General features: G+C 61.9%; 17 protein-coding genes, 6 tRNA genes and 3 rRNA genes. 19 read left to right on the forward strand and 7 right to left on the reverse strand.

Annotated elements, in window-relative coordinates; all coding sequences use genetic code 11:
- The first annotated feature begins 5 nt into the window (after positions 1 to 5).
- Genes fdh3B through METUNV2_RS0104240 form a run of 4 tightly spaced genes read left to right on the forward strand, consistent with a single transcriptional unit; the run spans position 6 to position 2,222 of the window.
- Entirely contained in the window at positions 6 to 638 is a 633-nt protein-coding gene (gene fdh3B, locus METUNV2_RS0104225; protein WP_026187856.1) for a formate dehydrogenase FDH3 subunit beta, read from the forward strand.
- Positions 635 to 859, forward strand: a complete 225-nt coding sequence (locus METUNV2_RS0104230; protein ID WP_008064927.1) for a hypothetical protein — start codon at positions 635 to 637, stop codon at positions 857 to 859. Before fdh3B ends, METUNV2_RS0104230 begins: the two co-directional genes overlap by 4 nt.
- Before the next feature lie 10 nt (positions 860 to 869).
- The gene (locus METUNV2_RS18895; RefSeq protein ID WP_018228261.1) at positions 870 to 1,904 is read left to right on the forward strand and encodes a formate dehydrogenase subunit gamma; all 1,035 of its coding nucleotides are present in this window, start codon (positions 870 to 872) and stop codon (positions 1,902 to 1,904) included.
- Positions 1,905 to 1,916: 12 nt separating this feature from the next.
- Positions 1,917 to 2,222 (forward strand): hypothetical protein, encoded by a 306-nt coding sequence (locus METUNV2_RS0104240; protein ID WP_008064930.1) that lies wholly within the window; start codon positions 1,917 to 1,919, stop codon positions 2,220 to 2,222.
- A gap of 115 nt (positions 2,223 to 2,337) precedes the next feature.
- Here METUNV2_RS0104240 and METUNV2_RS0104245 read toward each other — a convergent pair whose 3' ends face one another.
- The 3 genes from METUNV2_RS0104245 to METUNV2_RS0104255 form a co-directional block, all read right to left on the reverse strand.
- Positions 2,338 to 4,590: a TonB-dependent receptor gene (locus tag METUNV2_RS0104245; protein WP_018228262.1), complete on the reverse strand. Its 2,253-nt coding sequence runs from the start codon at positions 4,588 to 4,590 to the stop codon at positions 2,338 to 2,340.
- Between the two features lie 178 nt (positions 4,591 to 4,768).
- Complete coding sequence (locus METUNV2_RS0104250) at positions 4,769 to 5,428, reverse strand: response regulator (protein WP_018228263.1); 660 nt, start codon at positions 5,426 to 5,428, stop codon at positions 4,769 to 4,771.
- Positions 5,425 to 6,432 (reverse strand): sensor histidine kinase, encoded by a 1,008-nt coding sequence (locus tag METUNV2_RS0104255; protein WP_232415606.1) that lies wholly within the window; start codon positions 6,430 to 6,432, stop codon positions 5,425 to 5,427. Before METUNV2_RS0104255 ends, METUNV2_RS0104250 begins: the two co-directional genes overlap by 4 nt.
- Before the next feature lie 139 nt (positions 6,433 to 6,571).
- Here METUNV2_RS0104255 and METUNV2_RS0104260 point away from each other — a divergent pair.
- The 13 genes from METUNV2_RS0104260 to METUNV2_RS0104320 all read left to right on the forward strand — a co-directional run bounded on the left by METUNV2_RS0104260 (position 6,572) and on the right by METUNV2_RS0104320 (position 20,460).
- Positions 6,572 to 6,648 (forward strand) — tRNA-Met (locus METUNV2_RS0104260).
- Between the two features lie 210 nt (positions 6,649 to 6,858).
- Positions 6,859 to 8,391: ribosomal RNA gene (locus METUNV2_RS0104265) — 16S ribosomal RNA — on the forward strand.
- Between the two features lie 120 nt (positions 8,392 to 8,511).
- A tRNA-Ile gene (locus METUNV2_RS0104270) sits at positions 8,512 to 8,588 on the forward strand.
- 21 nt (positions 8,589 to 8,609) lie between these two features.
- A tRNA-Ala gene (locus METUNV2_RS0104275) sits at positions 8,610 to 8,685 on the forward strand.
- 285 nt (positions 8,686 to 8,970) lie between these two features.
- A 23S ribosomal RNA gene (locus METUNV2_RS0104280) occupies positions 8,971 to 11,858 on the forward strand.
- A 133-nt stretch (positions 11,859 to 11,991) separates the two neighbouring features.
- Positions 11,992 to 12,105, forward strand: a 5S ribosomal RNA gene (rrf, locus tag METUNV2_RS0104285).
- The 16S, 23S and 5S rRNA genes sit together here with 3 tRNA genes alongside, the layout of an rRNA operon.
- Before the next feature lie 256 nt (positions 12,106 to 12,361).
- A complete protein-coding gene (tig, locus tag METUNV2_RS0104290) occupies positions 12,362 to 13,663 on the forward strand; it encodes a trigger factor (protein ID WP_018228265.1) in 1,302 nt (433 codons plus the stop codon).
- 97 nt (positions 13,664 to 13,760) lie between these two features.
- A complete protein-coding gene (gene clpP, locus METUNV2_RS0104295) occupies positions 13,761 to 14,381 on the forward strand; it encodes an ATP-dependent Clp endopeptidase proteolytic subunit ClpP (protein WP_018228266.1) in 621 nt (206 codons plus the stop codon).
- A 53-nt stretch (positions 14,382 to 14,434) separates the two neighbouring features.
- A complete protein-coding gene (clpX, locus tag METUNV2_RS0104300) occupies positions 14,435 to 15,700 on the forward strand; it encodes an ATP-dependent Clp protease ATP-binding subunit ClpX (RefSeq protein ID WP_018228267.1) in 1,266 nt (421 codons plus the stop codon).
- 105 nt (positions 15,701 to 15,805) lie between these two features.
- Positions 15,806 to 18,217, forward strand: coding sequence for an endopeptidase La (lon, locus tag METUNV2_RS0104305; protein ID WP_026187857.1), 2,412 nt, complete (start codon positions 15,806 to 15,808; stop codon positions 18,215 to 18,217).
- A gap of 87 nt (positions 18,218 to 18,304) precedes the next feature.
- Positions 18,305 to 18,380 (forward strand) — tRNA-Val (locus METUNV2_RS0104310).
- A gap of 22 nt (positions 18,381 to 18,402) precedes the next feature.
- A tRNA-Asp gene (locus tag METUNV2_RS0104315) sits at positions 18,403 to 18,479 on the forward strand.
- Between the two features lie 76 nt (positions 18,480 to 18,555).
- Positions 18,556 to 20,460 carry a SurA N-terminal domain-containing protein gene (locus tag METUNV2_RS0104320; RefSeq protein WP_018228269.1) on the forward strand — a complete coding sequence of 635 codons (1,905 nt, stop codon included), beginning with the start codon at positions 18,556 to 18,558 and terminating at the stop codon, positions 20,458 to 20,460.
- Between the two features lie 90 nt (positions 20,461 to 20,550).
- Here METUNV2_RS0104320 and METUNV2_RS0104325 read toward each other — a convergent pair whose 3' ends face one another.
- Complete coding sequence (locus tag METUNV2_RS0104325; protein ID WP_026187858.1) at positions 20,551 to 21,189, reverse strand: TetR family transcriptional regulator; 639 nt, start codon at positions 21,187 to 21,189, stop codon at positions 20,551 to 20,553.
- A gap of 202 nt (positions 21,190 to 21,391) precedes the next feature.
- A tRNA-Val gene (locus METUNV2_RS0104330) sits at positions 21,392 to 21,466 on the reverse strand.
- Between the two features lie 104 nt (positions 21,467 to 21,570).
- Here METUNV2_RS0104330 and gltX point away from each other — a divergent pair.
- Complete coding sequence (gene gltX, locus METUNV2_RS0104335) at positions 21,571 to 22,968, forward strand: glutamate--tRNA ligase (protein ID WP_018228271.1); 1,398 nt, start codon at positions 21,571 to 21,573, stop codon at positions 22,966 to 22,968.
- 35 nt (positions 22,969 to 23,003) lie between these two features.
- Here the strand turns inward: gltX and METUNV2_RS0104340 are convergent, their stop codons facing one another.
- Together METUNV2_RS0104340 and METUNV2_RS0104345 are read right to left on the reverse strand one after the other, a co-directional pair.
- Positions 23,004 to 23,315, reverse strand: a complete 312-nt coding sequence (locus tag METUNV2_RS0104340) for a P-II family nitrogen regulator (protein ID WP_026187859.1) — start codon at positions 23,313 to 23,315, stop codon at positions 23,004 to 23,006.
- A gap of 2 nt (positions 23,316 to 23,317) precedes the next feature.
- A complete protein-coding gene (locus METUNV2_RS0104345) occupies positions 23,318 to 24,271 on the reverse strand; it encodes a sodium-dependent bicarbonate transport family permease (RefSeq protein ID WP_018228273.1) in 954 nt (317 codons plus the stop codon).
- A gap of 220 nt (positions 24,272 to 24,491) precedes the next feature.
- Between METUNV2_RS0104345 and METUNV2_RS0104350 the strand changes: the two genes are divergently transcribed.
- On the forward strand, positions 24,492 to 25,541 hold the full coding sequence (locus tag METUNV2_RS0104350; RefSeq protein WP_036271168.1) for a toll/interleukin-1 receptor domain-containing protein: 1,050 nt from the start codon (positions 24,492 to 24,494) through the stop codon (positions 25,539 to 25,541).
- Positions 25,542 to 25,580 lie beyond the last annotated feature (39 nt).

Raw genomic sequence — 25,580 nt, forward strand, 5'->3', positions numbered from 1 at the left:
ACACCATGGCAAGAATGAAATTCATCTGTGACGCCGAGCGCTGCATCGAGTGCAACGGCTGCGTCACGGCCTGCAAGAACGAACACGAAGTGCCCTGGGGCGTGAACCGGCGGCGCGTCGTGACCATCAACGACGGCGTGCCGGGCGAGCGCTCGATGTCGGTCGCCTGTATGCACTGTTCCGACGCGCCCTGCATGGCGGTGTGCCCGGTCGATTGCTTCTACCGCACCGACGAGGGCGTGGTGCTGCACGACAAGGACCTGTGCATCGGCTGCGGCTACTGCTTCTACGCCTGTCCGTTCGGCGCGCCGCAGTTCCCGCAGGCGGGGGCTTTCGGTCTGCGCGGCAAGATGGACAAATGCACCTTCTGTGCCGGCGGCCCGGAAGCGAACAGTTCGGAAGAGGAGTTCCGCAAGTACGGCCGCAACCGGCTGGCCGAAGGCAAGCTGCCGCTGTGCGCCGAAGTCTGCTCGACCAAGGCGCTGCTCGGCGGCGATGCCGACGTGCTGGCTGACATCTACCGCCAGCGTGTGCTCACCCGCGGCAAGGGCGCCGAAATCTGGGGCTGGTCGACCGCCTACGGCAAGCCGGATGCACCCGCCGCCGCCCCGGCACCGTCAGCAGGAGGCAAATCATGAAGCCGCTGATCGCAACGGCCTGTGTGATCGCGCTCGCCGCCGGCCTGGCCGGCTGCGGCGAGAAGTCGCAAGTGGTGGTGTACAAGCAGGGCCAGTACCAGGGCAAGGCGGATGGCAAGCCCTGGGACAACGAGGCCTTCTCCGGCGACAAGGGCAACTGGGAAACCGCCATCAAGGCGCGCAACCAGAGCCAGAACGAATATCGCCGCATCAACGGTTAGGAGAGCGTTCATGGCTTACGACATGACGGTATGGCGGCGACTGCTGTGCGCGCTGCTCACGCTGTGCGCGCTGGCCTTCGGTCCGGCCTTCGCGGCCGACCCGCCGCCCACGGACCAGGCGCTGCGCCAGCAGGTGCAGCCGCTGAACAACGCTCCGGTCTGGCGCGAGGTACGCTCTGGTGAAGCGCACTTCACCACGGTGAAGGGTGTGGAAACCGGGGTGCTCATCCAGTCCGGCGGCCAGACCTGGCGGGCGCTGCGCAATGGCCCGATCACGCTGTACGGCGGCATCGTCTTCTCGGCCATGCTGGTGCTGCTGGCGGTGTTCTTCAAGCTGCGCGGCCAGATCCGGCTCAGCGAGCCGAAGACCGGCCGGCTGATCCAGCGCTTCACGACGCTGGAGCGCATGTCGCACTGGACCATGGCGATCTCGTTCTGCGTGCTGATGGTGAGCGGGCTGATCATGCTGTTCGGCAAGCACGTGCTGCTGCCGGTGTTCGGCTATTCGCTGTTCGCGGTGGTCGCCATGGTGTGCAAGAACATCCACAACTTCGTCGGCCCGGTATTCATCCTGTCGGTGCTGCTGTTCATCGTGCTGTTCGTGAAGGACAACGTGTGGCAGGCCATCGACGCGCTGTGGATACGCAAGGCGGGCGGTCTGCTCAGCGGCGAGCATGTGCCCTCGCACCGTTTCAATTTCGGCGAGAAAACCTGGTTCTGGCTTGGCGTGGTGTTCCTGTCGCTCACCGTCGGCGCCAGCGGACTGGTGCTGAACTTCCCGAACTTCGAACAGGGTCGGGCGGTGATGCAGACCGCGAATCTGGTGCATCTGATCGGCGGACTGATCGTGATGACGCTGTCGCTGGCGCACATCTACATTGGTACGCTGGGCATGGAAGGCGCGCTCGAAGGCATGCAGACCGGCTATGTCGATGAGACCTGGGCGAAGGAGCACCACGAGCTGTGGTACGACGCCGCCCGTCAGAACCAGGGCATGGAACAGACGCCGGGCGGCCTGTCGGCGCCGGCGGCCGTCAGGACCTAGAGGAGAGATCGAATGAACAGACTGATCGTGCTGCTGCTGGGCGCAGTGCTGACTTCGGCGGCCTGGGCCAAGCTGCCTGAGCTGACCGAGGAACAGAAGGCGGCCGCGGCGGAGAAGAAGGCGAAGGCCGACGAAGCGACCAAGAAGGCGAATGAGCAGCTCGCCGTGGCGCAGGACAGGGTGGCCGGCAAGTACATCGAGCAGATGAAGGCGAAGGGCGTCACCGTGACGCCCACGCCGGTCGTGCCCCCGGCGCCGCCGGCGGCCGCGCCCGTACCGGCTCCGGCCGCACCGGCCGCGGCGCCTGCAGCGAAGTAGATGGATTAAGGCCCGATCACCGATCGGGTTCCTGAAAAGACAGAAGGCACCTTGCGGTGCCTTCTGTCTTTCTGCGGACGGTGTATCGCGCGAGGCGATACACCGTGGCCTTTCGTCAGCCGCCGAAGCGGTAGCGCACCCCCACCCAGCCAGCGCGCGGGGCGCCCGGTGCGTAGAAGGTTTCGTCACGCGAACCGCCGGTCGTGTCGAAGCTGTTGTTCGGCCCGACGAAGGGGTTCTCGCCGATCTGGCCGGCGGTGAAGTAGCGCTTGTCGAACACGTTGTTCACCCGCGCGAACACCGACCAGCCACCGCCGAGACGCGCATCAGCGACCATGTTGACCAAGGTGAAGCCGGAGGTCTTGCCGTGATCGTCGTGGTCGTTGTTCTCGTTGCCGCGGACATAGACGCCGGAGTGGGTGACCACGTCCGAACCCAGCGTGAGCCAGTCGGTGGCGCGCCAGTTCAGGCCCAGCTTGAACGAGTGCTCGGCGATGCCAGGAATCCGGTCGCCGGATTCGACCCGGATGTTGTCCGCACCGCAGCCCTGATTGCCCGCTTCGGAGTTTTCGGCCGAAACGATGCACTCGCTGGAACGGTAGGTGGCATCCACCCAGGTGTAGCCGGCATGCCAGCCGAAGCGGCCGTAGTCGCCGGACAGGCCGAGTTCGACACCGTTGCGCTGAGTCTTGCCGAAGTTCTTGAAATAGCCCTGGCCCACGGTGTTGCTGGCCACGAACAGGATGTCGTCGCGGTTGATCGCACCGAAGGCGGCCACGTTCCAGCGCACCGGGCCGGCGGTGCCGCGTGCGCCGATCTCGATGCCGCGGGTGACCACCTGGTCGAGACGCGGATCCGCCTGCATCGCGTTGGGCAGCTTGCACGGCTGCGCAGGGTCGGAACAGCCCAGTTCGATTGGGCTGGGCGCGCGGTTGCCCTGCTGCGCGTTCGCGTACAGCGTGACCGCCGGCGAAAGCGCATAGGTGGCGCCGAGGGCCGGGTTGATCTTGCTGTAGGTGTAATCGCTGTTCAGGCTGGAGGTGGCGTCCAGCTGGTCCATCGTCCGCACGCTGGTGTGGTTGTAGCGACCGGACAGCGACACCGTGGCGTCGGTGATCGGCTTCCAGGTGCCGGTGGCGAACAGGCTCCAGGTCTGGCTGCGGCCACGCAGCTTGGGATCCGGATCCTCTTCGGCGGCGGTCGGCGTGACCGAACGGTCCGGCAGGAAATCGCCTTCCTGTTCGGTCTGCTGGAACTTGGTGCGACTGTGATCGAAGGTCGTGCCCACGGCCAGCTGGCGGTCGTCACGGATGTGTGCCCACTGCGCGCTGAAGCCATAGCCGGTCTGGCGGGTGCGGGTGCGGTTCAGCACGCCCTGCGGGTCGCCGGGGGCCGCGAACTCGTCATTCACGTCGCCGTTCAGCGTGCGCACATTATTCTTGCGCACATAGACGGTACCCGACAGCTTCTGTTCGTCGTCCAGCCAGTAGCCGCCGGTCAGCGACACCATGGTCATCTGGTTGCGGGTGTTGTCCGGCGACGTGAAGATCGAGCGCTTGCGCTGTTCGTAGAAGGACAGCGGCGTGAGGCCGTTGCCGATCAGGTCGCTGTTGGCGTGCGTGATGTTCAGATCCAGCTCGTGCTTGGCCGAACGGTGCGAAATCTTGCCGAAGAACTGGTTCACGTCCGACGGCGACAGGTCGCGCCAGCCATCTTCCTTGAAGCGGGTTGCGGTGAAGTACCAGCCCAGTTCCCCGTTGTTGCCGCCGTGCTCGGCGGTGACCGCGTGCCGGCCGAAGCTGCCGGCATAGGCTTCGATGCCGGTACCGGCGTGGCTGAAGCCGTCCTTGGTGCGGATCGACAGCGCGCCGCCCAGCGTGTTCAGACCGAACAGCGGGTTCGAGCCGGGGATGAGGTCGATCGAGGCGATCGCGTTACGCGGGATCAGATCCCAGTTCACGATGTCGCCGAAAGGTTCGTTCACCCGCACCCCGTCCTGGTACACCGACAGGCCTTGCGGCGTGCCGAGCAGCGGGCTGGCGGTGAAGCCGCGGTAATTCACGTCGGCCTGGTAGGGGTTGCCCTGGATTTCATTGACGTTGACGCTCATCAGTTGGCTGCCCAGCAGCTCCGGCAGGCCGGCGGCACCGGTATCGCGCAGTGCTTCACGGCGGATCGACTGCACGTTGGACGGTATTTCGTCCTTCGGGCGATCGAGGCCGGGCACCGGCGAGGTGCCGACGATTTCGACTGCGGGGGCGACGGTCTGGGCATAGGCCGCGGAAAGCGGCGCCAGGGCGAAGGCGGTGCCGATCAGTGCGGCGATCGGCGTCAGGCGCAGGGCGGCTGCGCCGTGATGGGTGCTCACGTTTTCACTCCTCTCGTTTCGGGGGCTGCACGTTCTGATGGCGTGCTCGCAGTGACGACACGGCTGACCGGAAGTCGCGATGGACGATAACGGAGAGGAGGGCGCGCATCTCGGGAAATTTTCCCGAGATGCGGTCGGGCAAAAGACGGCGGTGCTTCGTGAGTGTCAGGAGCCTGAATCAGTCGTCGGACACGAGTCTGTCCGGAGAGCCGCCGACGATGCCCAGACGCAGTGCAAGGTGAACCAGGGCGGCAGAAGTGCCGACGTTGAGCTTCTCCTTGATCAGCGCCTGGTAGTTGGCGACTGTCTTCTGGCTCAGATTCAACGTGGTGGCGCACTCGGCGGCCGACATGCCCTGGGCGAGCAGGCGGAACACTTCGAATTCACGTGGCGACAGCGCGTTGATCACCGCACGTTCGGAATCGGGCGCCCGCGCTTCGACCACCTTGCGTACGTCCTCGCTGAAATAGCGTTCCCCACGGGCGACCGCTCGGACGGCCTCCAGCAGCACTTCCGGTGCGCTGCGCTTGCTGATGAAGCCGCAGGCGCCGCCTTGTATGGCTTTGTCCACGACGACCGCCTCGTCGTGGACGCTGAATACCAGCACCCGGGCACCGGGGTCGCGGGCGCGGATGCGACGGATCAGGTCGATGCCACTGGATCCGGGCAGCGACAGGTCGGTCACGGTCACACCCGGCATGTGCTGTATATATGCGGCGTAGCCGGCATCAGCATCCGCGGCTTCGGCCGCGACCCGGATGTCGCCGCCGGTTTCCAGCAGGCGGGCATATCCGGAGCGCACCACCGGGTGGTCGTCCACCAGAAGCACGTCGATCATCGGTTCTCCTGTTCTGTTTCTGTATAGATGCGTTGCTCGGACCGGGGTGCAGCCGGTATGCGGCAGCGGACCATCACGCCGCCAAGCCGGCTCTGCCCGATCGTCAGTTCGCCGCCCAGCATCGACGCACGTTCCTTCATTCCCAGCCAGCCAAGGCCGGCGCGGACGCTTGCCGCATCGTGCCCGACGCCATCGTCCTCGATTTCCAGCTCGATCGGGCCAGCTTCGCTTTCCCGGCGCAACGATATCCGTACGTGGCTGGCGCGGGCGTGCTTGACTACATTGGACAGGGATTCCTGCGCGATGCGGAACAGCGCGATATTGATCTGTTCGCCAAGATCAGACAGTTCGCCCGACGGCAGCAGTGCGCAGCTCACCTCGGTACGCTCTTCCCAGGACTCGCACAGGGATTGCAGAGCACCGACCAGACCGAGGCTGTCCAGAGCGGCCGGTCGCAGTTCGTACAGCAGGCCGCGTACGGTCTGGTAAAGCTCATCCGCCATGTCGGCGATACGCGAGGCCGCAGCCTGTTCGATCGCATCGTCCGGCAACGCCTTGCACAGGAATACCGCGTCGATACGGATAGCGTTGCAGCTCTGGCCGAAGTGATCGTGAAGTTCGTGCGCGATGCGGCGACGTTCCGCTTCCTGCAGTCCTATCAGCGTCTGAGCTAGATCACGGTTGCGGGCCGCCAGCCGCTGCAATGCGCGTTCGGCGGAAATGCGGGACAGAAGTTCGCGCCGGGCCTCGCGCCAGCGCAGCAGGGAGAATACGGCCAGACCGGCCAGCAGACTGAGCAGAACGAACACCAGCTCGTCTGCCTGGAAGCCTTCGTATCGTTCCAGCGCCGTATGCAGGCTTTCATACAGCTCTGTGCGGGAACTGACCAGAAAGGTGAGTACGGCCGCGGCGGCTATCATCAGAAGCTCGAGTTGGCGGCGTCGCGTTGTCGCCCGGGGACCGGGCAGCGCCTCTCTATATATATGCATGGTGTCGAGCGACAACGTCGCTCCCTACTTGTGGAGTGTCGATGCTGCCACAAGGGCGGCAAGCGAAAGCTGGGGGCTCTACGCGAGATGAAAAGAATTTGGAGAAAGGTGTTGACCTACCCCTTTCGTCCTGCCATAATCTTTTTCTCCCTGACGCGGGGTGGAGCAGTCTGGCAGCTCGTCGGGCTCATAACCCGAAGGTCACAGGTTCAAATCCTGTCCCCGCAACCAGCAACTTGCTGGCAAGGTTTGCAGTGCGCTCTTTAACAAACCAAACAGCCGATAGGTGTGGGCACGTTGTGGTTGAGATGGCGAGCAGCTGTCGTTTCCGGGTGACCGGGGTGATGGTTGGTCGCATGACAACTAAATTGAAGTGCTCATACGAATCAAAGGTTTTAAGCGAAAGCTTATACCTGTGAATTCTGACGAGTTTTGGGAATTAAACTGAAGAGTTTGATCCTGGCTCAGATTGAACGCTGGCGGAATGCTTTACACATGCAAGTCGAGCGGCAGCACGGGGGCAACCCTGGTGGCGAGCGGCGAACGGGTGAGTAATACATCGGAACATGCCCAGTCGTGGGGGATAACACTTCGAAAGAAGTGCTAATACCGCATACGTCCTGAGGGAGAAAGCGGGGGATCGCAAGACCTCGCGCGATTGGAGTGGCCGATGTCAGATTAGCTAGTTGGTGGGGTAAAGGCCTACCAAGGCAACGATCTGTAGCTGGTCTGAGAGGATGATCAGCCACACTGGGACTGAGACACGGCCCAGACTCCTACGGGAGGCAGCAGTGGGGAATTTTGGACAATGGGGGCAACCCTGATCCAGCCATTCCGCGTGAGTGAAGAAGGCCTTCGGGTTGTAAAGCTCTTTCGGCAGGAACGAAACGGTGAGCTCTAACATAGCTTGCTAATGACGGTACCTGAAGAAGAAGCACCGGCTAACTACGTGCCAGCAGCCGCGGTAATACGTAGGGTGCGAGCGTTAATCGGAATTACTGGGCGTAAAGCGTGCGCAGGCGGTTGTGTAAGACAGGTGTGAAATCCCCGGGCTTAACCTGGGAACTGCGCTTGTGACTGCACAGCTAGAGTATGGCAGAGGGGGGTGGAATTCCACGTGTAGCAGTGAAATGCGTAGAGATGTGGAGGAACACCGATGGCGAAGGCAGCCCCCTGGGCCAATACTGACGCTCATGCACGAAAGCGTGGGGAGCAAACAGGATTAGATACCCTGGTAGTCCACGCCCTAAACGATGTCGACTAGGTGTTCGGTGAGGAGACTCATTGAGTACCGCAGCTAACGCGTGAAGTCGACCGCCTGGGGAGTACGGTCGCAAGATTAAAACTCAAAGGAATTGACGGGGACCCGCACAAGCGGTGGATGATGTGGATTAATTCGATGCAACGCGAAAAACCTTACCTACCCTTGACATGTACGGAACCCTGCTGAGAGGTGGGGGTGCTCGAAAGAGAGCCGTAACACAGGTGCTGCATGGCTGTCGTCAGCTCGTGTCGTGAGATGTTGGGTTAAGTCCCGCAACGAGCGCAACCCTTGTCATTAGTTGCTACGCAAGAGCACTCTAATGAGACTGCCGGTGACAAACCGGAGGAAGGTGGGGATGACGTCAAGTCCTCATGGCCCTTATGGGTAGGGCTTCACACGTCATACAATGGTCGGTACAGAGGGTTGCCAAGCCGCGAGGTGGAGCCAATCCCAGAAAGCCGATCGTAGTCCGGATCGCAGTCTGCAACTCGACTGCGTGAAGTCGGAATCGCTAGTAATCGCGGATCAGCATGCCGCGGTGAATACGTTCCCGGGTCTTGTACACACCGCCCGTCACACCATGGGAGTGGGTTTCACCAGAAGAGGCTAGCCTAACCGTAAGGGGGGCGGTCGCCACGGTGAGATTCATGACTGGGGTGAAGTCGTAACAAGGTAGCCGTATCGGAAGGTGCGGCTGGATCACCTCCTTTCTAGAGTCACGACTGCGACGTGTCCACAACCTATCGGCTGTTATAGAAGCAACAAGGGCAAGGAGCTCGGGAGAGGCAGAGATGCTGATTCCGCAGTGAGCACCCGACCCTGGAAAGACCGGGTCTGTAGCTCAGCTGGTTAGAGCACCGTCTTGATAAGGCGGGGGTCGTTGGTTCGAACCCAACCAGACCCACCAGATTGCCTGAATGAGGGCATAGGGGGATTAGCTCAGCTGGGAGAGCACCTGCTTTGCAAGCAGGGGGTCGTCGGTTCGATCCCGTCATCCTCCACCACCATCTGGTTCTGGCCGGGATGTCGGCTGTACTTGTTGCCGTAGCTTTGAGTGTGAGGCGTGGGGTGCAGAAATGCTGCCCAGACCTCACCCGCAAGGGTGCGAAGTTTGATCTTTAAAAATTTGGAAGAAGTAAAGGGATGTCAGCGTTTCAACCGCGCTGGCATCTCATGGGTAGTGATTGCATCGTCCCACCACTTTGAACCAGCGGTGGGATAGATAGCGCGAGCGCTTGAGAACTATCCTGTAGTGCGGTGTGAGACGCAAGTCGAGCACAGCGTTATAGGGTCAAGTGAATAAGTGCATGTGGTGGATGCCTTGGCGATCACAGGCGATGAAGGACGTGCAAGCCTGCGAAAAGCTGCGGGGAGCTGGCAATGAAGCTTTGATCCGCAGATGTCCGAATGGGGAAACCCGGCCCGTAAGGGTCATCCCTGGCTGAATACATAGGCCAGAGGAAGCGAACCGAGCGAACTGAAACATCTAAGTAGCTCGAGGAACAGAAATCAACCGAGATTCCCAAAGTAGTGGCGAGCGAACTGGGAGTAGCCTGCACGACTAAACCATTTACTTAGCAAAACGGTCTGGAAAGTCCGACGATACAGGGTGATAGTCCCGTATGCGAAAAGTAGATGGCGGGTCTGAGCGTGCGACAAGTAGGGCGGGACACGTGAAATCCTGTTTGAAGATGGGGGGACCATCCTCCAAGGCTAAATACTCGTGATCGACCGATAGTGAACCAGTACCGTGAGGGAAAGGCGAAAAGAACCCCGGGAGGGGAGTGAAATAGATCCTGAAACCGCATGCATACAAACAGTGGGAGCCTCGAAAGGGGTGACTGCGTACCTTTTGTATAATGGGTCAGCGACTTACGTTCAGTAGCGAGCTTAACCGAATAGGGGAGGCGTAGCGAAAGCGAGTCTGAATAGGGCGATTCAGTTGCTGGGCGTAGACCCGAAACCAAGTGATCTATCCATGGCCAGGATGAAGGTGCCGTAACAGGTACTGGAGGTCCGAACCCACTAATGTTGAAAAATTAGGGGATGAGCTGTGGATAGGGGTGAAAGGCTAAACAAACTTGGAAATAGCTGGTTCTCCCCGAAAACTATTTAGGTAGTGCCTCATGTATCACTCTCGGGGGTAGAGCACTGTAATGGTTGGGGGGGTCATTGCGATCTACCCCGCCATAGCAAACTCCGAATACCGAGAAGTGCGAGCATGGGAGACAGACGGTGGGTGCTAACGTCCATCGTCAAGAGGGAAACAACCCAGACCGCCAGCTAAGGCCCCCAATGCGTGGCTAAGTGGAAAACGAGGTGGGAAGGCATAGACAGCCAGGAGGTTGGCTTAGAAGCAGCCATCCTTTAAAGAAAGCGTAATAGCTCACTGGTCGAGTCGTCCTGCGCGGAAGATGTAACGGGGCTCAAGCCACGAGCCGAAGCTGCGGATATGTCGTAAGACATATGGTAGGGGAGCGTTCTGTAAGTCTGCGAAGGTGTCTGGTAACGGATGCTGGAGATATCAGAAGTGCGAATGCTGACATGAGTAGCGATAAAGCGGGTGAAAGGCCCGCTCGCCGAAAGCCCAAGGTTTCCTACGCAACGTTCATCGGCGTAGGGTGAGTCGGCTCCTAAGGCGAGGCCGAAAGGCGTAGTCGATGGGAAACAGGTCAATATTCCTGTACCAGTCCATGATGCGATGGGGGGACGGAGAAGGTTATAGCAGCCGGGTGTTGGAAGTCCCGGTTTAAGCAGGTAGGCGTGCTGCGTAGGCAAATCCGCGCGGCTTAGCCGAGATGTGATGACGAGGAGCCACGTGCTCTGAAGTGCTAGATACCACGCTTCCAGGAAAAGCCTCTAAGCTTCAGTCATGGATTGACCGTACCGCAAACCGACACAGGTGGGCAGGATGAAAATTCTCAGGCGCTTGAGAGAACCCAGGAGAAGGAACTCGGCAAATTGATACCGTAACTTCGGGAGAAGGTATGCCCCTAGTAGGTAAAATCCCTCGCGGATGGAGCCAAACGGGGTCGCAGAGAATCGGTGGCTGCGACTGTTTAATAAAAACACAGCACTCTGCAAACACGAAAGTGGACGTATAGGGTGTGACGCCTGCCCGGTGCCGGAAGGTTAAGTGATGGGGTGCAAGCTCTTGATCGAAGCCCCGGTAAACGGCGGCCGTAACTATAACGGTCCTAAGGTAGCGAAATTCCTTGTCGGGTAAGTTCCGACCTGCACGAATGGCGTAACGATGGCCACACTGTCTCCTCCTGGGACTCAGCGAAGTTGAAATGTTTGTGAAGATGCAATCTCCCCGCGGCTAGACGGAAAGACCCCATGAACCTTTACTGTAGCTTTGCATTGGACTTTGACGGGACTTGTGTAGGATAGGTGGGAGGCTGTGAGACGTGGTCGCCAGATCACGAGGAGCCATCCTTGAAATACCACCCTGGTGTCGTTGAGGTTCTAACCTAGGCCCGTGAATCCGGGTCGGGGACCGTGCATGGCAGGCAGTTTGACTGGGGCGGTCTCCTCCTAAAAGGTAACGGAGGAGTTCGAAGGTTCGCTTGGTACGGTCGGACATCGTACCTAAAGTGCAATGGCAAAAGCGAGCTTGACTGCGAGACTGACACGTCGAGCAGGTGCGAAAGCAGGACATAGTGATCCGGTGGTTCTGTATGGAAGGGCCATCGCTCAACGGACAAAAGGTACTCTGGGGATAACAGGCTGATTCCGCCCAAGAGTTCACATCGACGGCGGAGTTTGGCACCTCGATGTCGGCTCATCACATCCTGGGGCTGTAGCCGGTCCCAAGGGTATGGCTGTTCGCCATTTAAAGTGGTACGTGAGCTGGGTTTAAAACGTCGTGAGACAGTTTGGTCCCTATCTGCCGTGGGCGCTGGAAGTTTGAGGGGGCCTGCTCCTAGTACGAGAGGACCGGAGTGGACATACCTCTGGTGTACCGGTTGTCACGCCAGTGGCATCGCCGGGTAGCTAAGTATGGAAGAGATAAGCGCTGAAAGCATCTAAGCGCGAAACTCGCCTCAAGATGAGACTTCCCGGGGACTCGATCCCCCTGAAGGGTCGTGGAAGACCACCACGTTGATAGGCTGGGTGTGGAAGTGCAGTAATGCATTAAGCTAACCAGTACTAATTGCCCGTGCGGCTTGACCCTATAACCGTGTGCTCAACAAATCGTTGAAACAGCACCGGTGATCAAAAGTGCCTCGCGCACACAATCACCCCAATCCTTTACTTCTTCCACATGGCGGCCCGATGCACCTCGCGCCTCCATGACAAAGCTTCAGCCTGGTGCCCATAGCGCTGTGGAACCACCCCTTCCCATCCCGAACAGGACCGTGAAACGCAGCCGCGCCAATGATAGTGAGCAATCCGCTCGCGAAAGTAGGTCAGCGCCAGGCTACCCAACAACACAACGCCCGATCACTCATCAGTGATCGGGCGTTCGTGTTTGTGCGAATCAAACACGCATCCAGATAGCACCTACGACTACATCAAGCTCGACGTCAGCATCGAAAATGCAGGCCGTTCGATACCGTGGGTCACCGAGCGACGGACAAGGGCTGGCTCTGTGTGCTATTCTTGACGGCTATCCGCGATCGCGGTACTTCGCAAAAACACGCGTAACTTTCCCTTTCGATTCAAGGACATTCGCTAATGGCGCAGAACACCTCACCCGTGAACACTCTCGAGCGGAAGATCAACATGTCGGTGGTCGCCGCGGATGTGGAAAAGAACGTCGCGACCCGTCTCGCGCGCATGGCACGTACCGTCAAGATGCCGGGCTTTCGTCCGGGCAAGGTGCCGATGAAGATCGTCGAGCAGCAGTATTCTGCTCAGGCGCGTTCGGAGGCGTTCACCGAAGCAGTGCAACAGGCTTTCGGTTCCGCAGTGCGCGAACAGAATCTGCGTGTGGCAGGTTTTCCGAAAATCGAGCCGCTGGAGTCGTCCGAACCCGGCAAAGTGTTCTTCAGCGCCACTTTCGAGGTGTATCCGGAGATCGAGACTGCCGATCTGTCGGACAAGGCGCTGGATCGCGCCACTCTGTCGGTGGGTGACGCAGAAGTCGACAAGACGCTGGAAGTCCTGCGCAAGCAGCGTGTCTCCTATGTGGCTGCCGACAAGGCGGCTGCCAAGGAAGATCGCGTGGTCATGGATTTTCGTGGCACCCGTGAAGGTGAGGCCTTCGATGGCGGCACCGCGGAAGATTTCCCTGTCGTGCTTGGCGTGGGCGCGATGCTGCCCGATTTCGAATCCAATGTCGAAGGCATGAAGGCAGGTGAGGAAAAGACCTTCTCGCTGACCTTTCCGGAAGACTATCAGGCGAAGGATCTCGCTGGTACGACGGTACAGTTCGAAGTCAAGCTGAAGTCGGTCGAATCGCCGGTACTGCCGGAAGTGAATGCCGATTTCGCGGCGTCGCTGGGTGTGCCTTCGGGTGACGTGGCCCAGCTGAAGGCCGACGTGAAGACCAACCTCGAGCGCGAGGTGAAGAAGCGCCTGCAGGCTCGCGTCAAGAACGAAGTGATGAATCTGCTGATCGAAGCGCATACCTTCGACGTACCGACGGCACTGATCGAGCAGGAATCGCAGCGCATGGCTGAAGAGGCGCGTGCCAATCTCGCATCGCGCGGCATGAATGTTAAGGACATTCCGGTCGAGGCAGCGTGGTTTGCCGATCAGGCGGTGCGTCGCGTGCGCCTGGGTCTGCTGGTGGCCGAGATCGTCAAGAAGAATGAACTGTATGCCAAGCCGGAACAAATCCGCGCCGTGGTCGAAGAACAGGCTCAAAGCTACGAAGATCCGGCCGATGTGATTCGCTGGTACTACAGCGATACGCAACGTCTTGCACAGGTGGAAGCGCTGGTCGTCGAGGACAATGTGGTTGACTGGGTGCTCGGTGTCGCTAAGGTAGCCGACAAGCCGGTCGAGTTCGACGATCTGATGGCGACCAACTGATAGCGTTCTTCAGCGTGTCGCCAGCGACGTCGGTGCCGATGTTTGCTTGAATGATAGACAGAGGGGCCGCTTGCGGCCCCGTCCGGGAGCTTAAGGAATGATGTCGGAAACCGTCGGTCTGGGCATGGTGCCCATGGTCATCGAGCAGAGTGGTCGGGGCGAACGTGCCTACGACATCTACTCGCGTCTGCTGCGCGAACGCGTGGTGTTTCTGGTCGGTCCGGTGACCGACACGACGGCCAATCTGATCGTTGCTCAGTTGCTGTTCCTCGAGTCCGAGAATCCGGACAAGGACATCTTCTTCTACATCAACTCGCCGGGCGGTTCGGTGACGGCAGGGCTGTCGATCTACGACACGATGCAGTTCATCAAGCCTGACGTGTCCACGCTGTGCATTGGCCAGGCCGCCAGCATGGGTGCCTTCCTGCTGTCTGCAGGTGCCAAAGGTAAGCGTGCATGCCTGCCGAACTCGCGCGTGATGATTCACCAGCCGATGGGCGGTTTCCAGGGCCAGGCTTCGGACATCGAAATTCACGCCCGCGAAATCCTCACGCTGCGCGCGAAGCTGAACACCATCATGTCGCAGCACACGGGGCAGCCCATCGAAACGATAGAGCGCGACACCGACCGCGACAATTTCCTGTCGGCCGAACAGGCGCGCGAATACGGCATCATTGACAAGGTGCTGACTACCCGCGCGGAAAGCTCGGCGGCCTGATACGCGGACTACCGCGTGCCGGGTGACGTACCTGTCAAGTTTGGAGTTGACTCATGACCGACAAGAAATCGGGTTCCGAAAAGCTGCTGTACTGCTCCTTCTGCGGAAAGAGCCAGCATGAGGTGAAGAAGCTCATCGCCGGGCCGTCGGTCTTCATCTGCGACGAGTGCATTGATCTCTGCAACGACATCATCCGTGACGAGATCAGCAACGAGCAGGCGGGCAAGAGTTCGCGCGGTGACCTGCCGTCACCGAAGGAAATCTGCGAAATCCTCGATCAGTACGTGATCGGGCAGTCGCCGGCCAAGCGCATCCTCGCGGTGGCGGTGTACAACCACTACAAGCGCCTGCGCCACATGTCGCGCAAGGACGAGGTCGAACTGTCGAAGAGCAACATCCTGCTCGTCGGCCCGACCGGTTCGGGCAAGACGCTGTTGGCACAGACTCTGGCGCGTTTGCTCAACGTGCCCTTCGTGATGGCGGATGCGACCACGCTGACCGAAGCCGGCTATGTCGGCGAGGACGTCGAGAACATCATCCAGAAGCTGCTGCAGAAGTGCGATTACGAAGTCGAGCGCGCGCAGCAGGGCATCGTCTATATCGACGAGATCGACAAGATTTCGCGCAAGTCCGACAACCCGTCGATCACCCGCGACGTGTCGGGCGAAGGGGTGCAGCAGGCGCTGCTGAAGCTGATCGAAGGCACGGTGGCCAGCGTGCCGCCGCAGGGCGGGCGCAAGCATCCGAACCAGGATTTCGTACAGGTCGATACCACCAACATCCTGTTCGTCTGCGGCGGTGCCTTTGACGGATTGGAGAAGGTGATTCGTAATCGCACCGAACACGTGAGCATCGGTTTCGGAGCGGAGGTGAAGAGCCGTGACAGCCGCAGCGCCGGTGAGGCGCTGCAGGAAGTTGAACCGGAAGATCTGATCAAGTTCGGTCTGATTCCGGAATTCGTCGGCCGTCTGCCGGTGGTGGCGACCCTGCAGGAACTGGATGAAGAAGCTTTGATCCAGATCCTGATCGAGCCGAAGAACGCGCTGATCAAGCAGTACCAGAAGCTGTTCCAGATGGAAGGCGTGGAACTGGAAGTGCGCCCCGGCGCACTTCAGGCCATTGCTCGCAAGGCGCTCAAGCGCAAGACCGGTGCCCGCGGCCTGCGAAGCATCATCGAGGCGGCCCTGCTCGACACCATGTACGAACTGCCGGGCGTCGAGAATGTCGCAAAGGTGGTGATCGACGAAGGCGTGATCCAGGGCGATACCAAGCCCATCATGCTGTTCGCCGAACAGCCCAAGGTGTCCGGTTCGAACTGAAACCCGCGCGTCGGTTTGCGCGCTGCGCGGGTGCCGGAGCCGGGGCGGCTTGATTCGGGAAGTGCCGCCCCAATCTGTCTGACACTGTCGCGTTAAGGAATTGCAATGTCCAGCCTCCAAACCGTTCCCGAGCAACTCGAATTGCCGCTGCTGCCGTTGCGGGATGTGGTCGTGTTCCCGCACATGGTGATCCCGCTGTTCGTCGGTCGCCCGAAATCCATCAAGGCACTCGAGTCGGCGATGGAAGCCGGCAAGAGCATCCTGCTGGTGGCCCAGAAGTCGGCCGCCAAGGACGAGCCGAGTGCGGAAGATCTGTACCGCATCGGTTGCGTCGCCAACATCCTCCAGATGCTGAAGCTGCCGGACGGCACCGTGAAGGTGCTGGTCGAGGGCACGCAGCGTGCGCGTGTCGAGGACATCGCGGACATCAAGACGCTGTTCATGGCCCAGGTCACTACGGTGCCTGCGGTGGAACAGACCTCGCACGAGATCGAGGCCATGCGTCGTGCGCTGATCAGCCAGTTCGACCAGTACGTCAAGCTGAACAAGAAAATCCCGCCGGAAATCCTGACCTCGCTGTCCAGCATCGAGGAAGCCGGTCGTCTGGCGGATACGGTGGCTGCTCACCTGCCGCTCAAGTTGGAACAGAAGCAGGACATCCTCGAACTGTTCGGCACCGCCGAGCGCATTGAGCGCCTGCTGTCGCAGCTCGAAACCGAACTCGACATCCTGCAGGTCGAAAAGCGCATCCGTGGCCGCGTGAAGCGGCAGATGGAGAAGAGCCAGCGCGAGTACTACCTGAACGAACAGGTCAAGGCCATCCAGAAGGAACTGGGTGAGGGCGAGGACGGCGCCGATCTCGAAGAAATCGAGAAGAAGATCAAGGCGGCCGGCATGACCAAGGAAGCCATCGCCAAGGCCCAATCCGAGCTGAAGAAGCTCAAGCTGATGTCGCCGATGTCGGCCGAAGCCACCGTCGTGCGCAATTTCATCGAAACGCTGGTTGGTCTGCCGTGGCGCAAGAAGTCGCGCATCTCGAAGGATCTGGCTGAAGCCGAGAAGATTCTTGACCGCGACCACTACGGTCTCGAGAAGGTGAAGGAACGCATTCTCGAATACCTGGCGGTGCAGCAGCGCGTCGACAAGCTGAAGGCGCCCATCCTGTGCCTGGTCGGTCCTCCGGGCGTGGGCAAAACCTCGCTTGGCCAGTCGATCGCCAAGGCGACCAACCGCAAGTTCGTGCGCATGGCGCTCGGCGGCGTGCGTGATGAGGCCGAAATCCGCGGTCACCGCCGTACCTACATCGGTTCGATGCCGGGCAAGATCCTGCAGAACATGACCAAGGTTGCGGTGAAGAACCCGCTCTTCCTGCTCGACGAAGTCGACAAGATGGGCCAGGACTTCCGCGGTGATCCGTCGTCGGCGCTGCTCGAAGTGCTCGATCCGGAACAGAACTCGACCTTCGTCGACCATTACGTCGAGGTCGAGTACGACCTGTCGGACGTCATGTTCGTCGCGACTGCGAACTCGCTGAACATCCCCGCGCCGCTGCTGGACCGGATGGAAGTGATCCGTCTGTCCGGCTACACGGAAGAAGAGAAGGTCAACATCTGCCAGCGCTACCTGGTGCCCAAGCAGATGAAGAACAACGGCCTGAAGAAGGAAGAGCTGTCGGTCACCGAAGACGCGCTGCGCGACATCGTGCGCTACTACACCCGCGAAGCCGGTGTGCGTGCGCTCGAACGCGAAGTGTCCAAGATCTGCCGCAAGGTGGTGAAGGGCCTGGTGATGCGCAAGCGCTCGTCCAAGGTCGTGGTCAACGCGAAGAACCTGGACAAGTTCCTCGGCGTGCGCCGTTACACCTTCGGCATCGCCGAAAAGGACAATCAGATCGGTCAGGTGACTGGTCTGGCCTGGACCGAAGTCGGCGGCGAACTGCTGACCATCGAAGTGGCCACCATGCCGGGCAAGGGCGCGGTGCAGCGTACCGGTTCGCTCGGTGACGTGATGAAGGAATCGGTCGAAGCAGCGCGTTCTGTGGTGCGCTCGCGTGCACGCCGTCTGGGCATCAAGGACGAAGTGTTCGAGAAGACCGACCTGCACGTGCACTTCCCGGAAGGCGCGACGCCCAAGGACGGTCCGTCCGCAGGCATCGCCATCACGACCGCGCTGGTGTCGGCGCTGACCGGCATTCCGGTGCGTGCAGATGTCGCCATGACTGGCGAGATCACGCTGCGCGGCGAAGTGCTGGCCATCGGTGGCCTGAAGGAAAAGCTGCTGGCTGCGGTGCGTGGCGGCATTCGCACCGCGCTGATTCCGCACGAGAACGTCAAGGATCTGGCCGACATGCCGGACACCCTGAAGAACTCGATCGAAATCGTCGCGGTGAAGTGGATTGACGATGTGCTTGAGCGTGCGCTCGAGCGCAAACCCGATCCGCTGCCCGAAGCCGATCCGGCGGCAGTGGTCGCCAAGGTCGAGGAACCCGCTGCCGCGAGCACGGTCCTTACGCACTGAAAGCTGCCGCACGACAGCCCGCGAACTTCCTCTTGTGAGGTATCATCGCGGGCTGTTTTTTGCAGCCGGCTCCATGCCGGTCCGAGCGGGTGCTTAGCTCAGTTGGTAGAGCGTCGCCCTTACAAGGCGAATGTCGGCGGTTCGAGCCCGTCAGCACCCACCACACGCCCGGATGCGCTGTATCAGGAGTGGTAGTTCAGTTGGTTAGAATACCGGCCTGTCACGCCGGGGGTCGCGGGTTCGAGTCCCGTCCACTCCGCCAACACTGACAGCGGGCGAACGACAGTTCGCCTTTTTCATTTCCGCGCCCGGAAAGCCGGGTTCCGCGAAAGGTGCTTATGTTCGATGCAGTCCGCAACAACAAGCGCGTGGTGCAGATCATCCTGCTGCTGATGGTGCTGCCGTTCGCATTCTTCGGCGTTGAGTCCTACATGAACCGGGATTCCGCACGCGAAGACGCGGCAGTGGTCGGCAAGATGAAAATTGTCCCGGAAGAGTTCCAGCAGGCGCTGCGCGAACAGACTGACCGTCTGCGCGAGATGGCCGGCGAGGAATTCGATCCCAAGATGATGGACACACCGGAAGCGCGCACCCAGGTGCTCGAAGGCCTGGTGAGCCAGCGCCTGCTGATGCAGGAAGCGCAGCGCCAGCACCTGACCGTGTCCGACGGCCGCATGAGCCAGATCATCGCCGGCGTGCCGGGCTTCCAGGTCGATGGCAAGTTCTCCGAAGCACGTTTCGATCAGGTGGCGCAGGCCCAGGGCTACAGCCGTGACGGCCTGCTGGCCCGCATCCGGCAGGACCTCGTGATGCGCCAGCTGTACGCAGGCGTTGCCGGCAGTTCTTTCGTGCCGCCGTCGCTGGCGCGTCGCTGGGCGCAGATGCAGCAGGAAGAGCGCGAAGTGAGCGAAGCCATCATCACGCCCTTCGAGTTCATCGAACAGATCAAGATCTCGCCGGAACAGATCCGCAAGTATTACGACGACAACCAGAAGGAATTCGCCGTCCCCGAGCAGGTGAAGGTCGAGTACCTGATGCTGAGCGAAGCCACGCTGGCCGCCAGGATGGACATCGCGGAAGAGGAGGTGCGCAAGGCCTTTGAATCCAACCAGTCCAAGTACATGCAGGGCGAGGAACGCAAGGCCCGTCACATCCTGCTTGGCGTGAAGCAGGGGGCGACGCCGGAAGAGCGCAAGGTGGTCAAGGACAAGGCCGATGCGCTGCTCAAACAGCTGAAGGCGAACCCGGCGAAGTTCGGCGAACTGGCCAAGGCCAATTCGGATGACCCGGGCTCCAAGGACAACGGCGGCGATCTCGGCTTCTTCGGCCGCGGCACCATGGTGAAGCCGTTCGAGGAAGTCGCCTTCTCGCTGAAGAAGGGCGAAATCAGCGGTCTGGTGGAAACCGATTTCGGTTACCACATCATCCAGCTCGAAGACGTGCGCGGCGGTCAGGGCAAGACGCTGGAACAGGCGCGTGCCGAAATCACCGACGAACTGAAGAAGCAGGCCGCGCGCCGCCGCTTCGCGGAGCTGGCGGAAACCTTCAGCAACACGGTCTACGAACAGGCGGACAGCCTGGCGCCGGCGGCGGAAAAGCTGGGCCTGCAGGTCAGGACCAGCCCGCTGATTCCGAAGGGCATGCTGATGCCGGCCCCGTTCGACAACGTGAAGCTGCGCGATGCCATCTTCGCCGAAGACGCGATCAAGAACCGCCGCAATACCCAGGCGGTCGAGACCGCGCCGAACACCCTGGTGTCCGCTCGCGTGCTCGAACAGATTCCGCCGTCGATCAAGCCGTTCGAATCGGTGCAGGCAGACATCGAGAAGAAGCTGGGTTTCGAAGCCGGCCGCAAGCTGGCGCTGGAACGTGGCGAAAGCTCGCTGACCAAGCTGCGCGCCGGCGAAGAGGCTCCGCTGGTGTGGTCGCCGCCGCAGGACGTGTCGCGCGCCCAGGCGCAGGGTCCGGCGTCGGTCATGGTGAAGGCCATCTTCAATGCGCCGGCCAACAAGCTGCCGGCCTATCTCGGCTTCCCGATGGACAATGGTGGTTACGCCGTCTTCCGCATCAGCGCGGTCAAGCAGCCGAAGGAAGCGCTGGATCCGGCACGCATCCAGGCGATCAAGGCCCAGCTTGAACAGACCGTGTCGCAGGACGATTTTGCGTCCTACATCACCGCGCTGCGCAAGGATTACCCGGTCAAGATCAACCAGAAGCTGGTTGAGGCGCCCAAGCAGCCCTGATCCGGTACAGCAATAAACAAGGGCGTTCAGCGCCCGCCATGAAAAAAGGCCACCCCGCGGGGTGGCCTTTCTGTTTTCCGACGGCGCGACTCAGTCGGTCGATGCTTCCGGTACTGGCGCGTTGCGCAGGCCGGTCAGGAAGGTATCGACCAGCCACGGTGCGTGCGCGCGCAGATCGAAATCGTGGCGCTCCACCCAGCTGCGCATCAGGCCGCCGATGAAGGCGTGCATCGCCTCAGCGGTCACCTTGGGATCGACGTGAGCGGGCAGCTGTCCGCGCCGGACTGCCGCTTCGAAAATGACTTCGAGCATGGACAGGCAGCGGCCGTGGGTTTCCAGCTCGGCACGGCGCAGGCGGTCGAAATCCGGGCCGCCGTCGAGCTTGCAGAACTTGATTTCGAACACCGACTGCACCCGCTCGCATTCGCTCAGCATGCGCAGCACGTGGATGGCGTCCTTGCGCAGATAGCCCAGCGGATCGCTGCCCGGGTCGGCCGCCAGATCGCCCAGCATGGCCTGCATCGGGGTGACTACCCGCTCGCACACCGCCTCGAAGATGTCGGCCTTGTTCTCGAAATGCCAATAGACCGCACCGCGCGTGTGGCCGGCGGCCTTTGCGATGTCGTCCAGCGTGGTGCTGGCCACGCCCTTTTCCCGGAAGCAGCGTTCGGCCGCATCGAGCAGCTGCACCCGTGTCGCTTCCGCTTCTTCCTTCGTCCGTCTGACCATGAAAACTGTGGGGGATTTATACAAACAGACGTGAATGTATATTTTCCTGGGCCGCGCGTCAAAGTGGTGCGACAGGCTACAGGGCGGGCGCAGTGTAGCGCGGTCAGGCGGCCGGCACCTCGCGGAAAGCTTGAACCGGATACGGCCCGGCGGGCGCCGGAAAAGAAAAAGGGCCCGAATCGCTGGACTCGGGCCCTGAATGTGGTGGGCAGTAGTGGGATCGAACCACTGACCCCCGCCGTGTGAAGGCGGTGCTCTACCGCTGAGCTAACTGCCCTGTATTCGTGACAGGGCGCGAATAATAGCCGGCGGAACCGGCGGCGTCAAATGCTCTTTCGCGTCGCGCTACAATTGCAGGCTCACATTGGAGTCCGCACCGTCATGTCACAGGTTGTCCGCACCCGCTTCGCCCCCAGTCCCACCGGTTATCTGCATATCGGTGGCGCCCGTACCGCGCTGTTTTCATGGGCGTATGCGCGCCGCCACGGCGGCCAGTTCATCCTGCGGATCGAGGACACCGATGTCGCCCGTTCGACGCCCGAGGCGGTGCAGGCCATTCTCGACGGCATGCAGTGGCTGGACCTCGGTCATGACGAAGGCCCGTTCTACCAGATGCAGCGCATGGACCGTTACAAGGCGGTGATTGCGCAGATGCTGGAGCGGGGCCACGCCTACCATTGCTACACGACGCCGGAAGAGCTCGATGCGCTGCGCGAGCGCCAGCGCGCCAACAACGAAAAGCCGCGTTACGACGGTCGCTGGCGCCCGGCGCCCGGTAAGACGCTGCCGACGCCGCCGGAAGGCGTGCAGCCAGTCATCCGCTTCTGCAACCCGCTGGACGGCGTGGTGGCGTGGGAAGACCAGGTGAAGGGCCGCATCGCGATCGCCAACGAGGAGCTGGACGACCTCATCATCGCCCGCGCTGACGGCACGCCGACCTACAACTTCTGCGTCTGCGTTGATGACTGGGATATGGGCATCACCCATGTCATCCGCGGCGACGACCACGTGAACAACACGCCGCGCCAGATCAATATCCTGCGTGCGCTCGGCGCCACTGTGCCGCAGTACGCCCACCTGTCGATGATCCTCGGCGACGACGGTCAGAAGCTGTCCAAGCGCCACGGCGCGGTCAGCGTGATGCAGTACGACGAGGACGGCTATCTGCCCGAGGCGGTGATCAACTATCTGGCGCGCCTGGGCTGGAGCCACGGCGATGATGAAGTCTTCTCGCGCGAGCAGTTCGTGCAGTGGTTCGACCTCGACCACATCACGCCGTCCGCCGCCCAGTTCAACACCGAAAAGCTGCGCTGGCTGAACGCTCATTACATCAAGCAGACCGACAACGCCTGGCTGGCGGCCGACGTGGCGAACCGTCTGGCTCGCCGCGGCGTCGATCCGGAAGCCGGCCCGGCGCTCGAGCCGCTGGTCGCGCTTTACAAGGACCGCGTCGCTACGCTGGTCGAACTGGCGGACGCGCTGGAGGCCTTTTTTATCGACCTGCACGTTGCGCCGGAACTGATCGCCCAGCACCTGACCGACCCGGCGCGCGACGCGCTGCGCAAGCTGTCGGCCCGGCTCGAAGCGGCGGCCTGGGACAAGGCCGCGCTGTCGGCCGCGATCAAGGAAACCTGCACCGAATGCGGCCTGAAGATGCCGCAGGTGGCGATTCCGCTGCGTGTGGCGCTGCTTGGCCAGCCGCAGACGCCGTCGATCGACGCGGTGCTCGAAGCCTTCGGCCGCGAGCGCGTGCTGGCCCGTCTCGCCCGCGTGCTCTGAACGACTCGGCCTGGCCCGACTCAGCCCGGCCCGACTCAGCTCGGCCCGAATTTCTCGGGCCGGAGCACGCCGATGTCGGCGGTATAGACCGTCATCGCGTAGTTGCGGAAGTAGGCCGCCTGCACATGGTTCAGGATGGCATCGGCGGTCGGTGCGTCGCACAGCACCTCCATCCGTATGCTGCGGTCCTCGTCCCAGCTCCCGTCGCGCTCGCCGCGCCGGCCGGCGCCACGCGCGTCGACCACGGTGTAGCCGCGCGCGCCCAGCCGTTTCACGTCGGCACACAGCGGTTTTTCCAGCGCCGCTTCGCATACCAGCACCACCAGCTTGATCGGATGCGTGTTCATGGTCAGCCCGCCATCGAATGCGCCAGCCGCGCCATCCACAGATAGATCGGGATGCCGGCCAGCAGGTTGAACGGAAAGGTGATCGCCAGCGCGCAGGTGATCGAAAGCCCCGGGCTGGCTTCAGGAATGGCGATGCGCATTGCCGCCGGTGCCGCGATGTAGGACGCGCTGGCCGCCAGCGTTGCCAGCAGCATGGTGCCACCGACCGACAGCCCCATCATCAGCGCGAACGCGGTGCCCATCATGGCGCCGAGCAGCGGCATCACGATCGCGAAGCCGGCGAGGAACAGACCGCCACGCTTCAGGCCGCCGATCTGGCCGGCCGCAACCAGGCCCATTTCCAGCAGGAAGAGGCAGAGCGTGCCCTTGAACAGGTCGCCGAAGAAAGGCTTCATCGGCGCCAGACCGTCACTGCCAGCGACCCAGCCTATCAGCAGGCCGCCGACCAGCAGCACCAGCCCCTTGCCGAGAAACACCTCGTGCAGCAGCGGTCCCCAGGCCACTGGCGTGGAGGCGTCGCGCGGACCGAGCAGGCGCGCGAGCAGGATGCCGGCCACGATGCCCGGCACCTCCATCAGCACCAGGAAGAGCGGCATCACCGCCTCGAAGTCGATGCCCTGCGACACCAGCGTGTTGGAGGCGACCGCGAAAGTGACCACGCTGACCGAACCGTAGTGGCCGGCGATCGCCGCCGCGTCGGCGTGTGCGATGCGGCCGGCGCGCAGCAGCGCGAAGGCGAGCAGGGCGGTGAATACGCCCAGCAGCAGCACCGCGCCCACCTGCGGCAGTACGGTGAGCACATTCTGCTTCGCCAGTTCAGCGCCGCCTTTCAGGCCGATGGCGAGCAGCAGGTAGATGGACAGCGCCTCGTACAGCGGCGCCGGCAGTTTCAGTTCCGACTTCGCCAGACGGGCGGCGAAGCCCAGCGCGAAGAACAGCACGACGGTGTCTAACATTAGGCCTCCCGGTTGCAATCCCGGGGTGGATCGAGTGTTGCGTTGCGAAAGAAGTTCCGCCGGATGCGGTCATGCCGCGCCATCGTCCATCGGGCGGGTGGCCGCACCCTTGCTGAGGGCATAGACTGCAAACAATGGTGTCCGGCCGCTGAAGGACGGACACGCCCGGGCAGGCCTCGCAAGATGCGGCGCGAAGGCCGGCCCGCTTCCGGTGGCGCGCATGAACCGCATCTTCATCAGCTATCGCACCGTCGATGGTGCCAAGGACGCGAGCAGGCTGGCCGACGATCTGGGCCGGGTGTTCGGCGACGATCAGGTCTTTCTCGACCGGCAGGACCTGCGCGGAGGCAGCAGCTGGCGGCAGGAGATCGCGCGTGCCATCGGCCACCGCCCGGTGGTGCTTCTGCTGATCACGCAGGGCTTCGCCGGTGCCCGTCATCCGGACGGTCGGCTGCGCATCCATGACGTCGATGACCCGGTGCGCCTCGAAGTCGAATCGGCGATCGATGCCAGCGCGGTGCTGATGCCGCTGAGGGTCGATGGCACGCCGATGCCGCTCGCCGCCGATCTGCCATCCTCCATCCAGCTGGTGACCGAGCGTCATGCACTGCCGCTGCGCACCGACGACTGGAGCCGCCTCGACCTGCCGCGCATCGTGGGGGATATCGAGCGGCTGGGCGTGAGCCGGGCCGGCGCGGCCGCAACACCCCGCCCGCGCATTCATGCGCTGCGCTGGGCACTGGCCGCTGCGGCGCTGCTGGCCACCATCGCCGGCGTGCGCTACGCCACCACGGATGATCTGGTGCTGCCCACGACCGCAGCCGGGCCCGAGCCGGCGCCACCGCGCCCGGTGGAGGTGAGGACGGTCGAGCAGGAACGCGGCCTTCTGGAGGGGCGCTGGCTGCTCACCACTGCCGACGGCGACCGCATTCCGCTGTCCATCCGGCAGCAGGGCGACCGCCTGCAGCTGCGTTCCGAGCCGGTGCGCATCGACAACGATCCGGACTGGCGCGTCTATCTCGACACGCTTGCGGCGATGAAAGCCGCGCCACTGAGCCACATCATCTTCACTGCTGAAGGCCGGCTGTCGGCTGACCGCGCCGACCTGGCGGTGGTGATTGCCAGCGCAGGAGGCAGCGGTGAGGGCAGCTTCGTGGTCGATACCGGCCATCTCGCCCTGCGCATCGGCCCGGAAGGGCGCGTGATGGCGGGCAGCGTGCAGCTCAACAGCGGCGAGCGCGACACCGTCGTGCTGGCCCGACAACCCTGAGCGCGCGGCCTGTCGCGCGCTCTACCGGAGGACGACCCC

The organism is Methyloversatilis universalis EHg5 (assembly GCF_000378945.1).
In the GTDB taxonomy this organism is placed as follows: domain Bacteria; phylum Pseudomonadota; class Gammaproteobacteria; order Burkholderiales; family Rhodocyclaceae; genus Methyloversatilis; species Methyloversatilis universalis_A.